The 18,358-nt window shown below is 35.0% G+C and carries 22 protein-coding genes; 11 read left to right on the top strand and 11 right to left on the bottom strand.

Annotated elements, in window-relative coordinates; genetic code table 11:
- Positions 1-43: 43 nt before the first annotated feature.
- Both M2306_RS05885 and M2306_RS05880 read right to left on the bottom strand, forming a co-directional pair.
- Positions 44-1,030: a diaminopimelate dehydrogenase gene (locus M2306_RS05885; protein ID WP_259188558.1), complete on the bottom strand. Its 987-nt coding sequence runs from the start codon at positions 1,028-1,030 to the stop codon at positions 44-46.
- 144 nt (positions 1,031-1,174) lie between these two features.
- Positions 1,175-1,582 carry a hypothetical protein gene (locus tag M2306_RS05880; RefSeq protein ID WP_115090308.1) on the bottom strand — a complete coding sequence of 136 codons (408 nt, stop codon included), beginning with the start codon at positions 1,580-1,582 and terminating at the stop codon, positions 1,175-1,177.
- Between the two features lie 301 nt (positions 1,583-1,883).
- Here M2306_RS05880 and M2306_RS05875 point away from each other — a divergent pair, with 301 nt between their 5' ends.
- The 3 genes from M2306_RS05875 to M2306_RS05865 all read left to right on the top strand — a co-directional run bounded on the left by M2306_RS05875 (position 1,884) and on the right by M2306_RS05865 (position 4,689).
- Positions 1,884-3,344, top strand: coding sequence for a S41 family peptidase (locus tag M2306_RS05875; protein WP_259188559.1), 1,461 nt, complete (start codon positions 1,884-1,886; stop codon positions 3,342-3,344).
- A 110-nt stretch (positions 3,345-3,454) separates the two neighbouring features.
- Positions 3,455-4,021, top strand: coding sequence for a Crp/Fnr family transcriptional regulator (locus tag M2306_RS05870; RefSeq protein WP_115090310.1), 567 nt, complete (start codon positions 3,455-3,457; stop codon positions 4,019-4,021).
- A 95-nt stretch (positions 4,022-4,116) separates the two neighbouring features.
- Complete coding sequence (locus tag M2306_RS05865; RefSeq protein WP_259188560.1) at positions 4,117-4,689, top strand: NAD(P)H-dependent oxidoreductase; 573 nt, start codon at positions 4,117-4,119, stop codon at positions 4,687-4,689.
- Between the two features lie 64 nt (positions 4,690-4,753).
- Here the strand turns inward: M2306_RS05865 and M2306_RS05860 are convergent, their stop codons facing one another.
- The 6 genes from M2306_RS05860 to M2306_RS05835 all read right to left on the bottom strand — a co-directional run bounded on the left by M2306_RS05860 (position 4,754) and on the right by M2306_RS05835 (position 7,572).
- Entirely contained in the window at positions 4,754-4,972 is a 219-nt protein-coding gene (locus M2306_RS05860) for a M15 family metallopeptidase (RefSeq protein ID WP_498882788.1), read from the bottom strand.
- A 184-nt stretch (positions 4,973-5,156) separates the two neighbouring features.
- On the bottom strand, positions 5,157-5,525 hold the full coding sequence (locus M2306_RS05855; protein WP_498882787.1) for a peptidoglycan-binding domain-containing protein: 369 nt from the start codon (positions 5,523-5,525) through the stop codon (positions 5,157-5,159).
- A gap of 18 nt (positions 5,526-5,543) precedes the next feature.
- Positions 5,544-6,062 carry a DUF2589 domain-containing protein gene (locus M2306_RS05850; protein WP_259188562.1) on the bottom strand — a complete coding sequence of 173 codons (519 nt, stop codon included), beginning with the start codon at positions 6,060-6,062 and terminating at the stop codon, positions 5,544-5,546.
- A 3-nt stretch (positions 6,063-6,065) separates the two neighbouring features.
- Positions 6,066-6,263: a hypothetical protein gene (locus M2306_RS05845; protein ID WP_115090313.1), complete on the bottom strand. Its 198-nt coding sequence runs from the start codon at positions 6,261-6,263 to the stop codon at positions 6,066-6,068.
- Positions 6,264-6,265: 2 nt separating this feature from the next.
- Positions 6,266-6,862, bottom strand: a complete 597-nt coding sequence (locus M2306_RS05840) for a DUF2589 domain-containing protein (protein ID WP_115090314.1) — start codon at positions 6,860-6,862, stop codon at positions 6,266-6,268.
- Between the two features lie 83 nt (positions 6,863-6,945).
- Positions 6,946-7,572, bottom strand: coding sequence for a DUF2589 domain-containing protein (locus M2306_RS05835; protein WP_115090315.1), 627 nt, complete (start codon positions 7,570-7,572; stop codon positions 6,946-6,948).
- A gap of 458 nt (positions 7,573-8,030) precedes the next feature.
- Between M2306_RS05835 and M2306_RS05830 the strand changes: the two genes are divergently transcribed.
- The 3 genes from M2306_RS05830 to M2306_RS05820 all read left to right on the top strand — a co-directional run bounded on the left by M2306_RS05830 (position 8,031) and on the right by M2306_RS05820 (position 9,909).
- Positions 8,031-8,678, top strand: coding sequence for a response regulator transcription factor (locus tag M2306_RS05830; protein WP_259188563.1), 648 nt, complete (start codon positions 8,031-8,033; stop codon positions 8,676-8,678).
- A 143-nt stretch (positions 8,679-8,821) separates the two neighbouring features.
- Complete coding sequence (locus M2306_RS05825) at positions 8,822-9,364, top strand: chromate transporter (protein WP_259188564.1); 543 nt, start codon at positions 8,822-8,824, stop codon at positions 9,362-9,364.
- Positions 9,361-9,909, top strand: coding sequence for a chromate transporter (locus M2306_RS05820; RefSeq protein WP_259188565.1), 549 nt, complete (start codon positions 9,361-9,363; stop codon positions 9,907-9,909). The genes M2306_RS05825 and M2306_RS05820 overlap by 4 nt, the downstream gene beginning before the upstream one ends.
- 44 nt (positions 9,910-9,953) lie before the next feature.
- Here the strand turns inward: M2306_RS05820 and M2306_RS05815 are convergent, their stop codons facing one another.
- Complete coding sequence (locus M2306_RS05815; RefSeq protein ID WP_259188566.1) at positions 9,954-11,153, bottom strand: MFS transporter; 1,200 nt, start codon at positions 11,151-11,153, stop codon at positions 9,954-9,956.
- A 370-nt stretch (positions 11,154-11,523) separates the two neighbouring features.
- Between M2306_RS05815 and M2306_RS05810 the strand changes: the two genes are divergently transcribed.
- Positions 11,524-12,747, top strand: coding sequence for an NADH:flavin oxidoreductase (locus M2306_RS05810; protein WP_259188567.1), 1,224 nt, complete (start codon positions 11,524-11,526; stop codon positions 12,745-12,747).
- Between the two features lie 78 nt (positions 12,748-12,825).
- On the opposite strand, the gene M2306_RS05805 is transcribed toward M2306_RS05810, so the two are convergent.
- Positions 12,826-13,647 (bottom strand): helix-turn-helix domain-containing protein, encoded by an 822-nt coding sequence (locus tag M2306_RS05805; protein WP_259188568.1) that lies wholly within the window; start codon positions 13,645-13,647, stop codon positions 12,826-12,828.
- A 149-nt stretch (positions 13,648-13,796) separates the two neighbouring features.
- Here M2306_RS05805 and M2306_RS05800 point away from each other — a divergent pair, with 149 nt between their 5' ends.
- On the top strand, positions 13,797-14,339 hold the full coding sequence (locus tag M2306_RS05800; RefSeq protein ID WP_259188569.1) for a GNAT family N-acetyltransferase: 543 nt from the start codon (positions 13,797-13,799) through the stop codon (positions 14,337-14,339).
- A 117-nt stretch (positions 14,340-14,456) separates the two neighbouring features.
- Positions 14,457-16,337, top strand: coding sequence for an endonuclease MutS2 (locus M2306_RS05795; RefSeq protein WP_259188570.1), 1,881 nt, complete (start codon positions 14,457-14,459; stop codon positions 16,335-16,337).
- Between the two features lie 38 nt (positions 16,338-16,375).
- Here the strand turns inward: M2306_RS05795 and M2306_RS05790 are convergent, their stop codons facing one another.
- The gene (locus M2306_RS05790) at positions 16,376-17,125 is read right to left on the bottom strand and encodes a class I SAM-dependent methyltransferase (protein ID WP_259188571.1); all 750 of its coding nucleotides are present in this window, start codon (positions 17,123-17,125) and stop codon (positions 16,376-16,378) included.
- A gap of 144 nt (positions 17,126-17,269) precedes the next feature.
- Between M2306_RS05790 and M2306_RS05785 the strand changes: the two genes are divergently transcribed.
- Both M2306_RS05785 and M2306_RS05780 read left to right on the top strand, forming a co-directional pair.
- Positions 17,270-17,848, top strand: coding sequence for a Crp/Fnr family transcriptional regulator (locus M2306_RS05785; protein WP_115090323.1), 579 nt, complete (start codon positions 17,270-17,272; stop codon positions 17,846-17,848).
- A 60-nt stretch (positions 17,849-17,908) separates the two neighbouring features.
- Positions 17,909-18,337, top strand: a complete 429-nt coding sequence (locus tag M2306_RS05780; protein ID WP_115090324.1) for an acetyltransferase — start codon at positions 17,909-17,911, stop codon at positions 18,335-18,337.
- Positions 18,338-18,358 lie beyond the last annotated feature (21 nt).

Here is an 18,358-nt window from a genome sequence, read left to right as displayed (position 1 = left end):
CGTACGATTCATCGTACGCCCTTTGTATTTATAGCCGCTTTCCTTATAAAAGGGCAGCGCGTAATTGCTCGGGTGATTTAGGCGATAAATAGCCTAATGGAATATCGAATACTGTTTTCGCTCCAATATGTCCTTCTTTTGTCATTTTGGCAATCGCACGGGTAAAGGCTACTAAAACAGAAGCAGTAAATTCTGGATTACTCTCTAGTTTTAAACCAAATTCCATATGCTGTTGATTTCCATTTCCTGTTTCGCCTGATCGCAAAACAAATCCGCCATGAGGCATCGCACTGTGATTCAGTTTTAATTCTTCTTCCGAAATAAAGTGAACCGTTGTATGGTAAGGCTCGAAGTAATTGGGCATCGTTTGAATCTCTTGTGCAATTTGCTGTTGATCTGCACCTTCTTCAGCTACCACATAACACACCCTTTGGTGTTTCTGAGCTGCAGTAAATGTTGGATTTTGACCTGCGCGTACTTCTTCTAATGCTGTTTCAATTGGAAGTGTGTATTGTACACCATTTTTAACACCTGCTAAACGGCGAATAGCGTCAGAGTGGCCTTGACTTAATCCTTTACCCCAAAAGGTATAGGTTTCTCCTTGTGGTAGAACGCTCTCTCCTAATAAGCGCAACATAGAAAATAAACCTGGATCCCAACCAGTTGAGATTAGACTCAAGGTTTGATTAGCCTTTGTACATTGTTCTACTTTAGCAAAATAAGCGGGTATTTCACCATGATTATCAAAACTATCTACTGTATTAAAATGAGTTGCCAATTGGATGACTTGTTCAGGTAAATCGGTAGAAGATCCACCGCATAAAATCATCACGTCAATTTTAGCTTTATACTCCAATACTTGATCTAAAGCAACTACTTTCGATGTTGTTGGTAACGATTCAGGTGAACGTCTAGTAAAAATAGCAACTAGTTCTAAATCTGTATTTTGAGCAATTGCGTGTTCAACGCCTCTTCCTAAATTTCCATATCCTACAATACCTATGCGAATAGGGGTTGTTTCGTGTGTCATATCTGTTATTTTAACCATACCCCTACATGGGGTTCAAAGGGGCCAAAAATAGACAAAACTTTAGATAGATTTGGAAATTAGCTTATTTTAATTTCTTTTTCAAATTAAAATAAGCAGACTGCCTTATCCTCGTTTATTTTTTATTTAATAACGAACATCAGGACGTGGTAGAGGTTGAAACGGAGGGAATTTAGGATTCTCAGGAAAATAAAAAGGAATAACGCGAACTTCATAACTTTTAATATAGCCTTCTGCAAGGTGTAGACCTGAATTTTGAATGATAATTTCTTTAGATTCTCCTTTGTGTAGTAGTATTTTATCAGACGTTAATTTTTTGTTTTCACTGGTTATAGCTTCAACAAAAATATAGTTTATACTACTTTCTTGTGATTGTACATTGAAAACAAAATTGGTATTTGTTCCATCGTACGTTGGTTTGAGGTATTGGATACGTACTTGATCATTTTTGGCAACAATACTGTCTTCTGTAGTACAACTCATTGTGACTAGCAACAGACTAACTGCTAGCATAAATTTTACATTTAATTTCATTGATAAGGTTTTTATTGGATGTAAAATAAATTATAAACTTCAAATTTATTCGTATAAAATAAAGTGTTTAACGAAAGTTTATTACGTTTTTTAAAGAAAATGCTATTTAATTGTCTTTTTTACTTCTGGTGTAATTACATATTGTGTTTAGAATTATATTAAAAATACATATCCAATAATTTACTTGTTGTTTTATTTCGATATTTTAAATTTAGTTAAGTTATAATCATTTATTTAAGTCAAAATATGATTAAATCATTTTGGATTCTTATTTTTGTCGGGTAAAATTTAATTCAAACAGATGAAAAAAATAAAAACAGCACTTATTCTAGGCTTTTTCTGTCACTTCTGTGCATTTGCGCAACAAGATTACGATAAATTGACCAAAGAGGGACTTCTTACTGATTTTGACTTTATGGTAAAAGTAATTAAAGAGCAACATCCTAATCCCTTTCGCTTTATTACAGAAAAGGAGTTTGATCAAAAAGCGACTGTCTTGCGAAAGAAGATTGAAAAAGAGCCGACAATAGAAAATTTTTATTTATCTGAACCGTTAAGCTTAATACGAGATGCACATGCAAGTCTTGTTCCAGATCCAACTTTGTTTGATCAGGTGCTTAAAAACATGTCCTTCTTTCCTTTTAAAACAACCGTATATGACAATAGAGTGTTTATTAATCAATATACAAAGGAAATACCCGAAGGTGCAGAGCTGATTACTGTCAATCAAATAAAAGTAGGGGATATCCTCAATCAAATTCCCAATAGAGTAGATGGTGATATTCAAGCGAGTACACAGAAAGAATTTAGTCAATATCTTTCTTTTCGATTTCCAAAAGCAACCTCTTTTACATTAGTGTATAAAGAAGAAGCTAACGGAAGTTTAAAAACAGTAGAAGTAAAGTCCGTTGATTATGAGCGCTATAATTACAATGGGAGAAAGGCTATTTTGCCTTTGAACCTACTAGCGTATGATACAGGTATTTATGGATCTCAAGTAGATAAAGATACGTATCTCCTTTCTATTAAGGCATTTAACCTATCTGAAGAATATGCTTATTATATTTTAAATACTATTTTTACGGATATTAAGGCGAAGAACATCAAACAGGTGATTATTGATATTCGAGATAATGCCGGTGGTGCGCTGTCTAATATACCTTTATTTTATTCTTTTATCAGTAAAGAAAAGCACTTTAAAAATGTATATAAATACGCAACGAAAGTGCCAACCATTAATGTTAGAGAAAACTTGATTGATGAGAATAGTAAGTTATTAAATAACACGGATATTATAGCGTACGACAATTTCATGCAACAGCGTTTTGATAAAAATGAAAGTGATGGATTTTATTATGGCAATAATCGTTTGGATGAATCTTATGTAGAAAACTACCCACAAGATAAAAATGCTTTTACAGGAAATGTGATTCTTTTACAAAACAACAATACACTTTCTGCTGCAGCCTATTTTGCTTATATGTTTGAATTGAATGAAAGAGGTCCAATGGCAGGTCAAGAAACACAAAGTTGCAGTAACTTTACAACAGCCGCTTGGTTTTTAAACTATAAATTACCACATACCGCTTCTATTGTTGTTTTACCGCGATCTGAAATCTTTTTCAACACCGTTGCGAATAAAGATGCTGCTTGTAGGGGAGTATTGCCTCATTTTACTATTTCAGCAGATCAGTTTCAAAAAGGATTACAAACTGTTCAGGATCCGGAACTAAATTTAGCTTTAGAATTGAGCAAAAAGTAAATGATGTATAAATAAGTACAAATGGGCAAAGGGATTCTTTGCCCATTTTTATACGCTGTCATTTAGAAATAGATAAATTAAGTGTATTTTTACAATAGAACGAGTTTTTTATGCTTCCTACATTTTTTGATCGATTTAATTTATTTACCGCAGCGGAAATAGCTACTATTGTTGCTTTATTTCAACCACGTCATTTAACTAAACACAGCTTTTTAATCCGAGAAGGGGATTACTGTGAGGAGATTGCCTTTGTTGAATCTGGGCTTTTCCGCTCTTTTTATACGACGGATACCGGAAATGAATTGACCTATTGTTTTCGCTTTCCCAATGATTTAATAGGAGCCTATTCTGCTTTTATCACCCAAGGAAAAAGTGTAGAAAATATTCAAGCTATTGAACCTGCCGTACTTTGGGTTATTAAGCAAAAAGATCTTGCTCTTTTAGCCAATCAATTGCCCCAATGGACCGTTTTCTTAAAAGTAATAGCTGAACAACAGTATTTGGAACTCGAACAACGCGTGATGCAATTGCAGCGCGAAACCGCTCAACAGCGCTATAAAAACTTAGTATTGAATCACCCTAATTTCATTCAATCTATTCCCTTGCAATACTTAGCTTCCTATTTAGGTATTACACAACGCCATTTAAGTAGAATTCGAAAAGAGATTACTTTTTAGACATTTGTCTAGGATTTTAGGCTAAGTGGCCTAGTACCTTTGTTGAACTAATTTCTGCAGGATTGAATGATAATGCAGTAGAACAAAGGAATATAATGAAAAAAATAGTAATTCTAAATGGACATCCTAATCCCGCTTCTTTTACTAAGGGATTGGTGGAAGCGTATGAGAAAGGGGCAAAAACAAAAGGAGTAGAGATCAAAACGATCACCATCGCTGATCTTACTTTTGATTCTAATTTGCGCTTTGGTTACCAGAAGCGAATGGAGCTAGAACCTGATTTGTTGGATGCTATTCAAACCATTCAATGGGCGGATCATCTGGTGTGGATTCATCCTGTTTGGTGGGGTGGGTTGCCTGCTTTATTAAAAGGCTTTATTGACCGTACTTTTTTACCTGGAATTACCTATCAATATCGCGAGAATAGTATGTTGTGGGATAAGTTGCTAAAAGGAAAATCAGCTCATATCATTACTACACTTGATCAACCCGGTTGGTATTATCGTTTGATGTACGGGAGACCTAGTGTGAATCAATTAAAAAAATCAACCCTTCAGTTCTGTGGTGTATCCAAGGTTAAAGTAACCTACATTGGAATTGTTCGAAACTCAACAGCGGCTCAACGAGCAAAATGGCTAAAGAAAGTAGAACAACTTGCCGCGCGATAAGCTAGGCGATTAACCCTAACCCTGCGCTATTTCAAGACCAATATAACCTTGAAATAGTGCAGGGTTAAAGTATTTTGGCAAGTTCAAAATGCATTCCATCTTTTCGCTTAAAATGACCACCCCAATAAAATCCGTATTGATAAGCTAAAGGAACGAGTTCACGCACAGAACCAGGGGCTCCTAAGGGCGCTGGGTCAGTATTTAGTGAATTCCATTGTATGTTTAGATCAAATGCAGTACCATAAGCATGATTCGATAGCTTTGTTTTAGATCCTCGAATCAATCGAGGGACGTAGCTTCCGCCATAACTTAAAAGTAAGGGTAATAAACCGTTTTGCTCAATTGCATCAAAGAACCCACGGAGCTGTTCTGCGCCTTTTCGATGAAAGTAAATTGTCGATGTTGCGCCTTGTGGAATCTTTTTTAATTGGGGAATATCAACTGCGATAATATTTTCAGTCGCAAAATTATTCTTGATTGCAATCTGCTCTGGGTTTTGTGCTATTGGATTTGGTGTAAACTGAATTTCTCCAAATAGGCCTATTAATTGTTGCGTAGTTCCTATGGGACCAAAATTGGGTGGAAGTGGGAAAACTCTTCTTTTGGTTCAGGGTAAAACTCATCCCTTCTTGATAAGCAGCATACCACGTATTGGTACCAATATAGCCATCTACTAGGAGGTTTTTTTCTTTTTGGTATTCTTGTATCACTTGGATAAAGGAAGTGTCATACCAATCATCAAAGGAGCCGTTATACCTTCCTAATTGATGTTGAAACTCTTTCCATTGAATAATCAACGGCGTTTGTGTCTGGGGTTTAATAAGCTCTATATTCATTCTGTACTAGGCTGTTGATTAGGTAATTTGTCGTTTTAGAAAATTTTCATATCCTTCAGTAATAATACGCAAGCCTTCAGTCGTTTCTTGAGGGGTTAATGTTATTTCTAGTTTCCCAAGATTGGTTTTGGCACTCTTTTTAAGTAACGAAGCATCTGGTTTTCCAAAGTAAATCTGCAATTCATCTTGTATGACTTCCATTTCAAACTCCGTGGTGAACGTAGCTTTCTTAATTCCGCACATTTCCATCGGAACCATGGAAATTAAAGGTACTTCTACGGGTTCTTGAATAGAAGTAAAATTGTCTGGATTTGCACTACTTCCCGTCTGTACTTTGTGCGGATAAATAAGCGTGACTGTTTTGGGAACCAACGTTTTTTTGATTATTTCATTTCCACCTTCATCTAATATTTTTGATTCATGTTCTTCAAAATATTTGTCTAATAACATTAAATTCTTTTCGACTATTTGTTCACTAGAAAGCAAAATAGCTGTGTGAAGGACTTGAATGAATTTTTTAAAACTAATAGGGGCCATATTTTATTTTTTAGGGGTTGATGTTAATGAGGTGTATGATTGAACAGCTTCTTCTACGATACTTTTACTATTCTGTGCTAAGCCTATCGCTGCTTGACAATTGGAACAAGTAAATCTAGTTCCAAGTATTAATTGCGAAACTTCGATAAATACGGGGGTATTACATGCTGGACATGCAAGGGTTACGGTTTTTGTTTTCATCTTTATTTGATATTAAAAGGTTGAATATTTTTACTGTATAATTCCAAAATATTTAAAACGCCCAAAGGAAGCGGAAGCGGACCCGCTTGAATATTAATTTTGAGCATGCGTTGATTGGATTTTGAATAGTTAGGAACTGTATTATTTTCCTGATTTGTATTTGATATTTTACCATTTAATTGCGCTTTTCGCTCTATGATGGTATTGGATTGATTGATATAACTTGTTGTTGAAGTAATATCTAAGTTGAAGGCAATATTCATTTTTTGAATAGCGATAGAATTCAAAGGGGCAATGGAAATTAAAGGAACTTGAAAAACAACATCATAGGGTTTTGTTTCGCCATCTACTTTCATGAATTTCGTCAATACCATATTAATCATTTTTGGTTGATAGAGGTATTTAGCCTTGATTGTATCTCCTCTAGTTTTTCTTTTTGTTTTAGTAAAATATTGATCGAGTATAGAAGTAGTTTGTCCATTTAAAATCATCGTATTCGCTTTCGATAAGGCTATTAAAGGAGCTGAGATAATGGATTCAATGTTAAGTTCAGAATCTTGATCTCTAATGTAGGGGAGTACTTTATTCTTTTGATTCATCTTTTTACCTGTTTATAAATGGATTCTAACTAAGTTAGAATCCATTTGTTAGTACTAAAAATTAAAGCTTTAGCTTTTAGTTGTTACTCCTTTTTGGATGTAGCAACAGGATCAATAGATTTAGAGAAGACATCAATGATGGTGGTTACTCCAGTTGGTAAAGGAAGTTGACCTGCATGTACTTTCAGATTGTACTTAGCAGAATTACTCTTTGAATAATGTTGACTTGCTTTACTAGAATTACTACTGTCATAACTTACTTTACCTTTGATGGTTGCAGAAAATACACCAAAACCAATTTTTGCTTCTAGTTCAGCTTCAGCAGCTAATTTTTCTTTTTTTGCTTGAGAGCTTTCTTCACTAAAACTTGATTTTACCTCCATTTCGAAATCGACATCAACCGAATCAACTCCCAAAGAGTTAATAGGCATAATGGTTAATAATGGTAAATGAAAAGTAGTCGTAACTTTTTCAATACTTTCATCTTCTTGAACAAAGGTGCGTTCCAATTCCATTTTGATTAAAATGGGTTGATACGAAACCTCAGTTCCTTCCCCTTTACGCACAAAGCAAGTATCTAAGATAAACTTGGTTTGTGAAATAGCCATTTTGGCATTGGCGTCTGCAGCGGCATTTAATGGTCCTCCAATTAATGCATCCATGGGTAATCCCGTGAATTGCTGCGCAATTGATACTAGATCTGCACTCATAATTATTATTTTTTAAATTTTAATAAAAGTACAGGCCTCAAATTCTTTTTTATAGGGTGAAATCCCTTAGAAGTAAAGAGAAAATACCCTTTTATCTTAAAAACATCGCTTCCTCGCTCTATCTAACGTATTTCTACCCGTTATGGCTTACTATTTGTTTGATATAAATATATGTAAGTAGATTACTATTGGAACATTAATACCGCTTCGAGGATTCGTATTGAGGCTGTTTTATAACTAGTATATTCACACCTGTGCACTTTATTAAAGAGCTAAAAAGATCTATTTATTTCTTGCTGATACACACTAGAGTCTCCCATACTACTTTACACTGACAAAGTTGTCCAAACACCCTATAGTTGATTGCCTTTTATTTGGAATTCCCTAAACAGGGGACTAGGGGATGTCTAGTATCAACCTCATTTTATTCTTACAGCATGAAATATAAAATTACGCTCATGGAAAAAGACACCTTACTTCTTGAATTAATTAAGGATTTTTTAAATGCTTCAGATTATTTTGAGGTAAACTATTCCTTTGAAGATTTTTCGAGTTTTTATTCTTCTTTTTCTGCTGTTTGTAAGAATACAGATTTAATTGTTATGGACTTTCAATTGGGTGATATTCTAGCTGAACAATTGGTAGCCCTGTTCCAATTGGAAAAGACCGATATTCCAATCTTAGTATTAACCTCTCATTACAATCAATCCCTCATTGGCTATATGCTTAAATTAGGGATTGCTTGTTATATACCTAAATATATTCGATTAATGGAATTTGTAACGATTATGAAAGAAGTGCTTGACAAAGGGCATTACATCAGTAAGGAGCAATTTCCATATATAAAGGAATCTATTTATGATAGTTCAGGAGAGCTGGCCATAAAAAAATACAATATTTCAAAGCGAGAATTAGATATTATCTATTTGCTTGCGCAACAGTGCTCGGCTAAGGAAATTGGAGAACGCTTATTTATTGCTCCCAAAACAGTAGAAAACTACAAGAATACCTTATTTGTAAAAACAGGAACCAAGACCATTGTTGGTTTGGTTCTTTGGGCTGTTCAGCGCCGAATTATTTCTATTGATTTACTTTATCAAATGTGAATTGAGAGGTGAAAATAGACGCTAGATTTATGGTGTTAAAAAGGTGTATTTCAGGCGAATTAATCGCCCGTTTATTCGTTTAAAAAAAGCAAAATACGTATCTTGCTAGTTCTACTAAAAACATTCAAAATCAACAAAAAAGCATGTTAGTTAAACTCTTTTTTCTCTTCACCAAAATTGGCATTTTTACTATTGGTGGCGGGTATGCCGTAATTCCCTTAATTGAAAAAGAAATCATCAGTCGTTCTTGGTTGGCTCATGATGAATTTTATGAACTTTTAGCGATAACAGAATCACTACCTGGCGTTTTTGCAACGAATATTGCGGCTTTGGTGGGTTTCAAAATAGGAGGGATAAAAGGAGGTATTTTAGCAGCATTGGGCACCATTATAGCACCTTTCGTTATTGTACTGTTATTAGCGGTGTTTTTCAATCGATTTCAGGATAATATTTATGTAGTCAAGGCTTTTAAAGGATTGAGACCTGTTGTTGTAGCCTTAATTGCAGCCCCTTGTTATACCGCCATACAAATCAATAAAATGTCAATAAAAACCTTACTGCTACCACTACTTGCTTTGGGCTTGATGTGGGGAGCCAATGTATCTCCTGTTTGGATTATTTTAGCTGGTTGCATCGGAGGAATAGTTTATCACAGTTTGCGTAATAAATCTATTTCTAAGTTATGATTTTTTATCAATTGTTTTGGGTATTTATTAAAATCGGAACTTTTGGTTTTGGCGGAGGCTATGCGATGCTTTCTCTTATTCAAGAAGAAGTAGTCGATCATCACCAATGGATTTCGAAAAGTGAGTTTACTAATTTGGTTGCTGTTTCGCAAATGACACCAGGGCCTATTGGAATCAACACAGCCACGTATGTGGGTTATGCAGCTTTAATTAATGAGGGGTATCCCGTTTATATTGCCATATTGGGGTCTGCTTTAACCACCATTGCCCTATGTCTGCCAGCATTTCTTATGATTGGTTTGATTTCTTATTTTTATTTCAAATTTAGGTCGAATAAATTCTTTGCTTATGCTATCTCTGGAATAAAACCCTTAGGTATATCCTTAATTGCTTTAGCTGCTTTGTCTTTAACTAATAAGGAAAGTTTTCCGGACTATTTTAGTCCCGTTTTATTTATAGGAGCTTTGGTTTGTTCTATCCGCTTTAAGGTGCATCCCATTTTAATTCTATTTGGGGCAGCTTTTTTGGGAATTCTATTTTATTAAATACAACCTCTTTGGTATAGGAATATACCAAAGAGGTTGTGGTTTTATCTGCTTTGTTTTTTAAATACGATAAGAGCTAAGAAGCAAAATACAGCTGCTACAAAAAAAGAGATCCCATGAAAGATAAAAGTATTTTCAGGCTTTGAAAAGGCATAAAATAAATAGGTAAAAAGAAGAGGACCAAGGAGCGTTGTTAAGCCATTGATACTGCTGAGTATACCTTGTAAAATACCTTGCTTATTTTCTTGAACCATCTTAGAAAGCAGCGATTGAAATCCTGTTTGTTGAATACTTCCGATTAAATAAAGTATCATGCCCATCCATAAAATAAAAGGGCTAGAGCTAAAACTAATGAGTAGTAAGCCGCCAATACTGAATACAATGCCCCAAGTAATGAGCTGTTGATCCGTTAAGTATTTCGAAACAAATTGAATGAAGTAAGTTTGAATCAAAAAGGTTAAAATTCCAATAACGGTGAGGGATAATCCAACTTGCTGTTTGCTCCAATCATATTTTCCAAGTGTATAAAAGGACCATGTACTTTCCATACTATGAGAAGCTAAAGCTAAAAAGAAAAATACAACTAAAAGGATACCTAAATTTTCAATGGATTGCATGTCTTTCCATTGTTTGAATGGAATTGTAAACGCAAAAGGAGTTTTTCCTTGATTTTGGTTTGTTTCTGGAAAATAGAGATACCCAAAGCACATATTTATTAGCGTTAAGCATCCAGTAAACACAAAAGGCAATCGGAGGTTGTATTCCCCTAATATTCCGCCCATAATTGGTCCTAGAATAAACCCTAGGGCAAAGGCTGCATGTAGATAACCGAAATATTTGGTTCGTTCATCTTCCGTTGAAATATCAACAATCGCAGCCGAAGCAACAGCAAAAGTAGCCCCAGTAATTCCAGCAATAATACGACCAACTACTAGTAATTCATAGGTAGAGGCAAAGGCCATAAAAAAGCAATCAAGAGAAAAGCCTAGCAAAGAAAAAAGAAGAACCCGACGTCTTCCATACTGGTCACTGATATAGCCAATGATGGGGGCAAAAATAAATTGCATTAGTGCATAGGCTAAGGCAAGAATCCCTGCAAATTTGGCTGCGTGACTTAAATCTTCATGCAGTAATTCTTTTAGTAAATCGGGTAAAATAGGAAATATAATTCCGAACCCAGCGGTATCTAATACTAAAGTAATTGTAATAAAAATTACAATTTTAGTTTTGTTTTTAAAAGTCATAGATAATAATATAAAATAACCGTACCCTAAAAAGAAATAGGATAACATAAATGAGAAATTAAGAGCTAAGCTCTTCTAAAGGTTATTTTAATTATTGCTGCATAAGAATACAAAGGTATCTTAAATCTAAAACCTATCCAATGAAAGGGCAAAAAAAGAAGAAATAAAATTAAGTTCCTCATTTTCATTTATTAGATGGGCAAAGAATATATTTTTTCATTTCTCATAATTAGGGTAGTTTGTGTTTTTTATTCTCTATTTGTGTTGCTATGTGTTATTTATTAATAAAATTAAGTTAAAAAGTTAAAATTATTTGATTTTTTAATAATATTTTGTAGTTTAAAGGAAATAAAGACCTAAATTGATGCTTATGAAGACCCCAAATAATCAAGCAACTGTAGCTACTATCTTTCAACCTGTACAAATAGGTTCGCTTACTTTGCGCAATCCTGTAATCAAAGCAGCAACAAGTGAAGGGCGAAGCCCTGAAGGAAAAGTAACGCAAGCTTTAATTGATTTTCATCGCGGATTTATTGAAGGAGGAATTGCTATGACAACTTTAGCTTACTGCGCGATTTCTAAAGCAGGATTTGCTGCACCAGGTGAAATTTTAATGGTAAAAGAAAATATTGTCGGGCTAAAAAAGTTCACTGAAGCGATGCATAAAGCCGGAGGTAAAGCCTCTGCACAGCTAGGGCACGCTGGACCTGTTGCAACAAAAAAAATCACAGGCGTTCGCCCAATTGCACCTTCTCGTTTTTTTAACTTGACAAGTTTACAAACTTGCCGAGCGATTACACTTAAGGAAATGGAAGAAATCAAGGAACAGTTTGCAGATGCGGCGGCAGTTGCTGTAGAAGCAGGTTTTGATGCGATCGAACTTCATTTTGGACATCTGTATTTGGTATCCTCTTTCTTTAGTCCGTGGATTAATAAAAGAACCGATAAATACGGAGGATCTATTGAAAATAGAACCCGTTTTGCCAAGGAAATTTTATTAGCTGTCAAAGCACGTGTAGGGGATCAATTAGCTATTATTGTTAAGCTCTCTATGGATGATGGCATCAAAGGTTCAATTTGGTTAGATGAGTCTACGGAGACAGCGCGAATATTAGATGAAACAGGAGCGGTAGATGCTTTTGAATTAACGATGGGATCGTCCGTTTCCAATCAGATGTATTTGTTTAGAGGTGCAACAGATATCGACGGCATGGCCGCAACTCAAAAAGGAATTATGAAACTAGGAGTTAAATGGTTCGGAAGGCGAATTTTAGGAGAGTATCCGTATCAAAATTTATATATGCTTGAATCTGCTCGTCAGTTTCAACAAGTTGTACAAAAAGCTAAACTAATTTTGTTAGGAGGGATAAATACTTTTGAACATATCTCAACCGCTGTGGAAGAGGGATTCCCAGTAGTTGCAATAGGAAGAGCATTATTACGCGAACCCGATATGATTCAAAAAATCAAAGAGAATCCAAATAAAGCAGGGGTGTGTATTCATTGTAACAAATGCATGTTCTCTGTTTACACTACAACAAACTGTGTATTTACAAAAGATTATGCAGTCACGTCACACGTGGCAATTGTTTAATTTTCTTATCTTATTCAACGAATCGAGTCATGTAGCTTTATGTGACTCGATTCACTTTTTAAGTCTATCAGTGTCATTTTACTTTCGATATGCGCTCAAAGAAAATCCGGTTTCTCTTTTAAAAAATCGCCCCATATAAGAAGGATCTACAAAATGAAGTTCTTCTGCAATTTCCCCAATACTCTTATCTGTTGTTCGAAGTAGTGTTTTAAGTTCTAGTACAACTTGGCGATTGATTAAATCTTTTGGTTGATCGTTTAAGTGTTTTTTTGAAATTTGAGCAAGATAGAAGGGAGTGATATGTAATTTTTCTGCATAAAAAGCCACTTCTCGATGTGTTTTAGCATATTGTCCAATAAGATCCCAAAATTTCCAGCAGAATTCTTCTTGTCTACTAAATTTTCGCTGTTTGAAGGTCCCTTGCTCATTCATATATTCTGCTAGACGCAGGAATAGATTTTCAAAGTGATTGCAAACCATTTGCTGTACATGAGAGGCATTGTTCTCCAGTATATACAACAGTTGTTTGTTCCAGTATACTACTTGTTGTTTCTCTCGCTTACTTAACTGATATAATGGGTAATCATGAATAAAACCAAACAATTGGTTGGGAAGCTGATAGGCTATTTCACTAGCTAAACTTCGATCAATCAGATAACCATAAACTTTAAAATCAGCTGATTTTTGCTGCATAATGGCTATTGTATCACTAGACAGTACCGTTAGCGTATCTTTAGAGAGCGTATAGTCTTTAAAATTAAGGGTGATGGTAGCTTCTCCTTCTAATCCAATTAGTACAACTAAATAGGAAAGCTTCAAAGGATATCCCAATTGGTTTTCCCAGGTTGTTGTCCCGAAGCGCATTCCAATGGATGAAGTTTGAAAGCTAGAAGTTTGCATGTTAGTTTTGATTATGACGTAAATATACGTTTTTATCTCATTAAAATATTTAATTTGTTTTCAAAAGTACCGAAAGTGCTTAAATTTTGGTATATCGTAACCCGTTTATACCTACTACTTTTGCCCTAGAAATTAATAGAAGTAAAAAGATGAAATTTACAACAGACCGTTTAATTCTCAGACCTTGGGAAGTAACAGATGCAGAAGATTTATTTCGTTATGCTAAAGATGAAAACATTGGACCAGTTGCAGGATGGCCTGCACATACTAGTGTAGAAGAAAGTAGAAGTATTATTGAAGGAGTATTTTCTAAACCAGAGATATACGCTGTAGCAATAAAAGAAAACAATCGCGCTATTGGGTGTATTGGATTATTGATTGGCAAGGATAGTAATTTTCCTATTAGTGAACAAGAAGGAGAGGTAGCGTATTGGCTTGGTGTTCCATTTTGGGGACAAGGATTGATACCAGAAGCACTTGAAACAATTATCCAACATAGTTTTGAAAACCTTGAATTAGAGACGCTTTGGTGTGGCTTTTTTGAAGGAAATGAAAAATCCAAAAAAGCACAAGAGAAATGTGGTTTTCAACATTCACACATTGTTGAAAATCAATACAATCAATTTATGAACGACTACCGTGTAGAACACATCAGCCGTTTAAATAGAAGTGATTGGCAAGCGAGACAATAAAAAAAAGGGAAAACTTATATCAATCGTTTTCGTATTGCTGTGAGTTTTCCTCTATAAAAATTGCTTTTTATTTACCCTTGCTTTAGAGAAATGGTTGAATAAAATAAATATAGAAAGATGATATTTCCATCTAATTATGAAGAAAAATGCGGATTTACATCCATTCGCGAAATGCTCAAGGATTTATGTTTAGGTTCTTTAGGCATTGAAAAAGTAGATGAATTAACTATTCATACAAATTTTGAACAGCTTGTTCATCTAGTAGAACAAGTAGAAGAAATGATGATGTTACTAGAAAGGGAGCGTCGTTTTCCATTAACGGATTATAGCGATACACGTTCTACAGTTCAACAAGTCATAGCAGATGCTACAAGCTGGTTAACGATAGAAGATATATTAGCGATTCAACAAACGTTAATCAGTGGGAAACAGTTATATGAAGTGGTTACCCAACAAGAAGGCGATCGACATGTATACCAAAAAATGGCACTTTTGGCTAAAAACTACGAACCTTTAGACGAATTAGCTGATGCAATTAGTCAAGTTGTTGATCAACAAGGCCAGGTTCGCGATAGCGCATCCAAGGAATTAGCCTCTATTCGCAAAGAAAAAATACAGGTTAAACAGACGATTCAAAAGAAGTTTGATTCCCTATGGCGCAAAGCACAAGCAGCAGGATTAATTGATCAGGAAACACCATCCAGTATGAGAGATGGACGTATGGTCATTCCGATAACAGCCTCGTTTAAACGCAGATTTAAAGGGGTGATACACGATGAATCTCGTTCTGGAAAAACTGTTTTCATTGAGCCGGAAGAATTAGTTAGCGAAAATACCCGACTCTTTGTTTTAGAACAAGAAGAAAGAAGAGAGATTGTACGTTTACTCGTTGAATTGACTCGTGCTGTTAGACAAAGTGAAACGCGATTATACCAGTTGTATACCTTGATTGGCACATTGGATTTTATTCGTGCCAAAGCTTTGCTTGCCCAAAAGATAGGAGGGATTAAGCCTATTATGGTCAATCAACCCGTAGTAGACTGGAAACAAGCGTATCATCCGATATTAGCGCTGCGTTTACGAGAAGCTGGTCAAGTTCTTCATCCATTAACCATTAGTTTGGCAGAAGACCACCGCATTTTGGTGGTTTCAGGAGCAAATTCAGGCGGGAAATCAGTAACTTTAAAGACTGTTGCACTTTTACAATATATGTTGCAATGTGGGTTATTAATTCCAGTTGATCCTACTTCAACCGCAGGGTTATTTGAACATTTGTTTTTGGATATTGGCGATGGACAAAGTATGGAGAACAATTTGAGTACCTATACCTCTCATTTGACTACCATGCAGTTCTTCTTAACACATGCGCATGCACAAACGCTGATTCTCATTGATGAATTTGGTGGAGGTACAGAACCTGAATTGGGAGGTGCTATTGCTGAAAGCATTTTAGAACAACTCAATGAGCAGAGATGCTTTGGATTAATCACGACTCACTTTTATAATTTAAAAGGGTTTGCACAACGCACCCAAGGATTAGAAAATGGCGCCATGTTATATGATTTTAAGGAAATGAAACCCTTATATCAGCTATCTCAAGGACATCCAGGAAGTTCATATGCTTTAGATGTTGCACGTAGAATCGGATTAGCTGAAGCAATTCTCTCTAATGCTTCGCAAAAAATTGATGCCAACTATCTTGTGATTGAAGAAGAATTACAACGCGTAATAGCAGAAAAAGTAGCGGTATTAAAACATCAACCCGAACGACTAAGTTCAGATGTTGTAGTAAGCATAGTGGAGTCTAAAGAAATAAAAAAAGTAAGTGAAAAAGTAGAAATTCCTGTACCCATCAAACAATTGGACATCGGTATTTCAGTAGTAATAAAATCTAACGCTAAAGTAGGTGAAGTCCTCGAAATAAGAGGGAAGAAAGTCCTTGTTGCTTTAGGTGGAATTAAACTTACGGTTCATTTAGATGATATAGAAGTAATATAAAGAAGAGAGGATGACGGTAACCGCATCCTCTTTTATTTTTATAGATGTGTTCCTTTGAAAATCATTTCTTCACTAGTAGGAGTAAAAGGATTAAGTTCCCAATCTCCAAATAGATTTTCAACAGTTAATCCCGCTTCTTCTAAAAGAGCTACAATGGAATCTTGTGATGGAAAATCAATAAGAGAAGATGCTTGCCAGAGTTGAGTTGCATCAATGGTTTGGTAATAGGTATGGTAACAAAGTAAATGATTTTGTTTTTCCCAATCATTCCAAGCTTTGACTACGCCGTAGGTGGGGTGTTTAAAATAGCGGATAGAGGCTTGAGGGGTCCAAGTTTTCCATTCTTCTACTATTGGATTTCTACTGTCAAAAATAAAAAATCCTGTAGGTTTTAAATGTTGCTTAATCTTTTGAAAAAGTGCCAATCGATCAGCATCCGATTGTAATGTTTGAAAGCTATGGCCAGACAATAAAATAACATCAAATTGTTGGTCTAAGGAGAAAGTGCAAATATTTACTTTCATCCAACTAACGGTTGAAGATTTGGTTTGAGCTATCTCTAGCATTTCTGCGGCAAGATCAATACCATAGACTTTTTGACACTTTTTTGCTAGTTCTGCTGTTAACGTTCCAGTTCCACAACCTAAATCAAGTACAATATCTGTTTTTTTGACTTGATGCGATAGGGTTGTAAAACCCTCAGACCAAGGGTTATCATAATCATAAAACTGTACGAGACTAGCATCTTGGTATAAAGTATCACTATGTATAGGGTTTGATTGATTCATGTAGCTTATTTTATCATTTCATCGACAATTTAGCGCATTATTCTAACTCATTCAAGAAATATATTTCTTTCTTCTTGAATGATGTGTTTTTTTTAGTTTTATCACTCGGAAGTAAGTAATTTTACAATACATAGTCCTGCTATTATGCTTTTAGAAAAACTATTACAAGAATATGCTCTTCCATTAGAGACCTTTACATCTAAGGAATACGATTTATTTGATACTTTTTTTGAAAAAAGAAAGATCAAAAAGAATGCTTTTTTAGTTCGAGAAGGAGAAGTAGAAAAGTATAGTTACTTTATTTATCAAGGTATTCTTCGTTGTTGGGTATTGGATCAAAAAGGAGTAGAGCAAACCTTTTGGTTTTGTAAACCGGGTACATTTTCGATGTCTAATATTTCTTTTACGCTCAATCAAAGTGCAACTTTTCATGTACAAGCCGTGATGGATTGTGAGGTTTACTATATTGATCGAATACAAGTAGAACAGTTGTATCAAACGATTCCTTCGTTGAAGGCTGTCTTTGATAATTTAACTGCAATCTTGCTCAATCGACTACTAGAACGTCAAGTATATATGATTAAATATTCACCAGAGCAGTACTATTTAGAGTTAGTTACTTCTTATGGGGCCTTAATTAACTTTATCCCCCTTAAAGATATTGCTTCATTTTTGGGGATTACTCCACAAGCATTAAGCAGAATACGCAAGCGAATTTTTTAACCCAAGTTCAGTGTTTTTATTTCCAAAGGATCGAATTTTGTACCTCTAAATAAATTAAATATGATACGACAACTTACTCCCACAGACTACCCACGTTTACTAGAGATTTGGGAAAGTGCTGTTTTAGCTACGCATAATTTTTTAAAAGAAGAAGACTTTGCTTATTATAAAGAAAACCTACCCACTTATTTTTCTTTTGTATCCCTTTGGGGTTATGAATACCAAGGACAATTGGTTGGGTTTATGGGGTTAGCAGAAAATAATTTAGAAATGCTATTTATTGATGCTGCGATTCGTGGGCAAGGAATTGGCAAGAAGTTACTTGACTATGCAATCCAAAATGAAGGAATAACGCAAGTAGAAGTAAATGAACAAAATGAGCAAGCTGTTGGTTTTTATCAGCATATGGGCTTCCAAATAAAAAGTAGAGCAGCATTAGATGGGCAAGGAAAACCTTATCCTATTCTTAAAATGAGCTTGGATTTATAATCCTAATCTAGTAACAACGAA

It is taken from the genome of Myroides gitamensis, assembly GCF_029894455.1.
Classification (GTDB): Bacteria; Bacteroidota; Bacteroidia; order Flavobacteriales; family Flavobacteriaceae; genus Flavobacterium; species Flavobacterium odoratum.
Note: the sequence above shows the minus strand (reverse complement) of the source record. Positions and strands in the feature narration are given on the sequence as shown.

Coding starts and splice junctions, on each gene's coding strand:
- M2306_RS05785 (WP_115090323.1), top strand. CDS start 17,270: ATGCTTTTAGAAAAACTATTACAAGAATATGCTCTTCCATTAGAGACC.
- M2306_RS05845 (WP_115090313.1), bottom strand. CDS start 6,263: ATGAAAACAAAAACCGTAACCCTTGCATGTCCAGCATGTAATACCCCC.
- M2306_RS05820 (WP_259188565.1), top strand. CDS start 9,361: ATGATTTTTTATCAATTGTTTTGGGTATTTATTAAAATCGGAACTTTT.
- M2306_RS05830 (WP_259188563.1), top strand. CDS start 8,031: ATGGAAAAAGACACCTTACTTCTTGAATTAATTAAGGATTTTTTAAAT.
- M2306_RS05875 (WP_259188559.1), top strand. CDS start 1,884: ATGAAAAAAATAAAAACAGCACTTATTCTAGGCTTTTTCTGTCACTTC.
- M2306_RS05800 (WP_259188569.1), top strand. CDS start 13,797: ATGAAATTTACAACAGACCGTTTAATTCTCAGACCTTGGGAAGTAACA.
- M2306_RS05815 (WP_259188566.1), bottom strand. CDS start 11,153: ATGACTTTTAAAAACAAAACTAAAATTGTAATTTTTATTACAATTACT.
- M2306_RS05870 (WP_115090310.1), top strand. CDS start 3,455: ATGCTTCCTACATTTTTTGATCGATTTAATTTATTTACCGCAGCGGAA.
- M2306_RS05780 (WP_115090324.1), top strand. CDS start 17,909: ATGATACGACAACTTACTCCCACAGACTACCCACGTTTACTAGAGATT.
- M2306_RS05795 (WP_259188570.1), top strand. CDS start 14,457: ATGATATTTCCATCTAATTATGAAGAAAAATGCGGATTTACATCCATT.
- M2306_RS05880 (WP_115090308.1), bottom strand. CDS start 1,582: ATGAAATTAAATGTAAAATTTATGCTAGCAGTTAGTCTGTTGCTAGTC.
- M2306_RS05855 (WP_498882787.1), bottom strand. CDS start 5,525: ATGAATATAGAGCTTATTAAACCCCAGACACAAACGCCGTTGATTATT.
- M2306_RS05850 (WP_259188562.1), bottom strand. CDS start 6,062: ATGGCCCCTATTAGTTTTAAAAAATTCATTCAAGTCCTTCACACAGCT.
- M2306_RS05805 (WP_259188568.1), bottom strand. CDS start 13,647: ATGCAAACTTCTAGCTTTCAAACTTCATCCATTGGAATGCGCTTCGGG.
- M2306_RS05865 (WP_259188560.1), top strand. CDS start 4,117: ATGAAAAAAATAGTAATTCTAAATGGACATCCTAATCCCGCTTCTTTT.
- M2306_RS05790 (WP_259188571.1), bottom strand. CDS start 17,125: ATGAATCAATCAAACCCTATACATAGTGATACTTTATACCAAGATGCT.
- M2306_RS05885 (WP_259188558.1), bottom strand. CDS start 1,030: ATGACACACGAAACAACCCCTATTCGCATAGGTATTGTAGGATATGGA.
- M2306_RS05810 (WP_259188567.1), top strand. CDS start 11,524: ATGAAGACCCCAAATAATCAAGCAACTGTAGCTACTATCTTTCAACCT.
- M2306_RS05825 (WP_259188564.1), top strand. CDS start 8,822: ATGTTAGTTAAACTCTTTTTTCTCTTCACCAAAATTGGCATTTTTACT.
- M2306_RS05835 (WP_115090315.1), bottom strand. CDS start 7,572: ATGAGTGCAGATCTAGTATCAATTGCGCAGCAATTCACGGGATTACCC.
- M2306_RS05840 (WP_115090314.1), bottom strand. CDS start 6,862: ATGAATCAAAAGAATAAAGTACTCCCCTACATTAGAGATCAAGATTCT.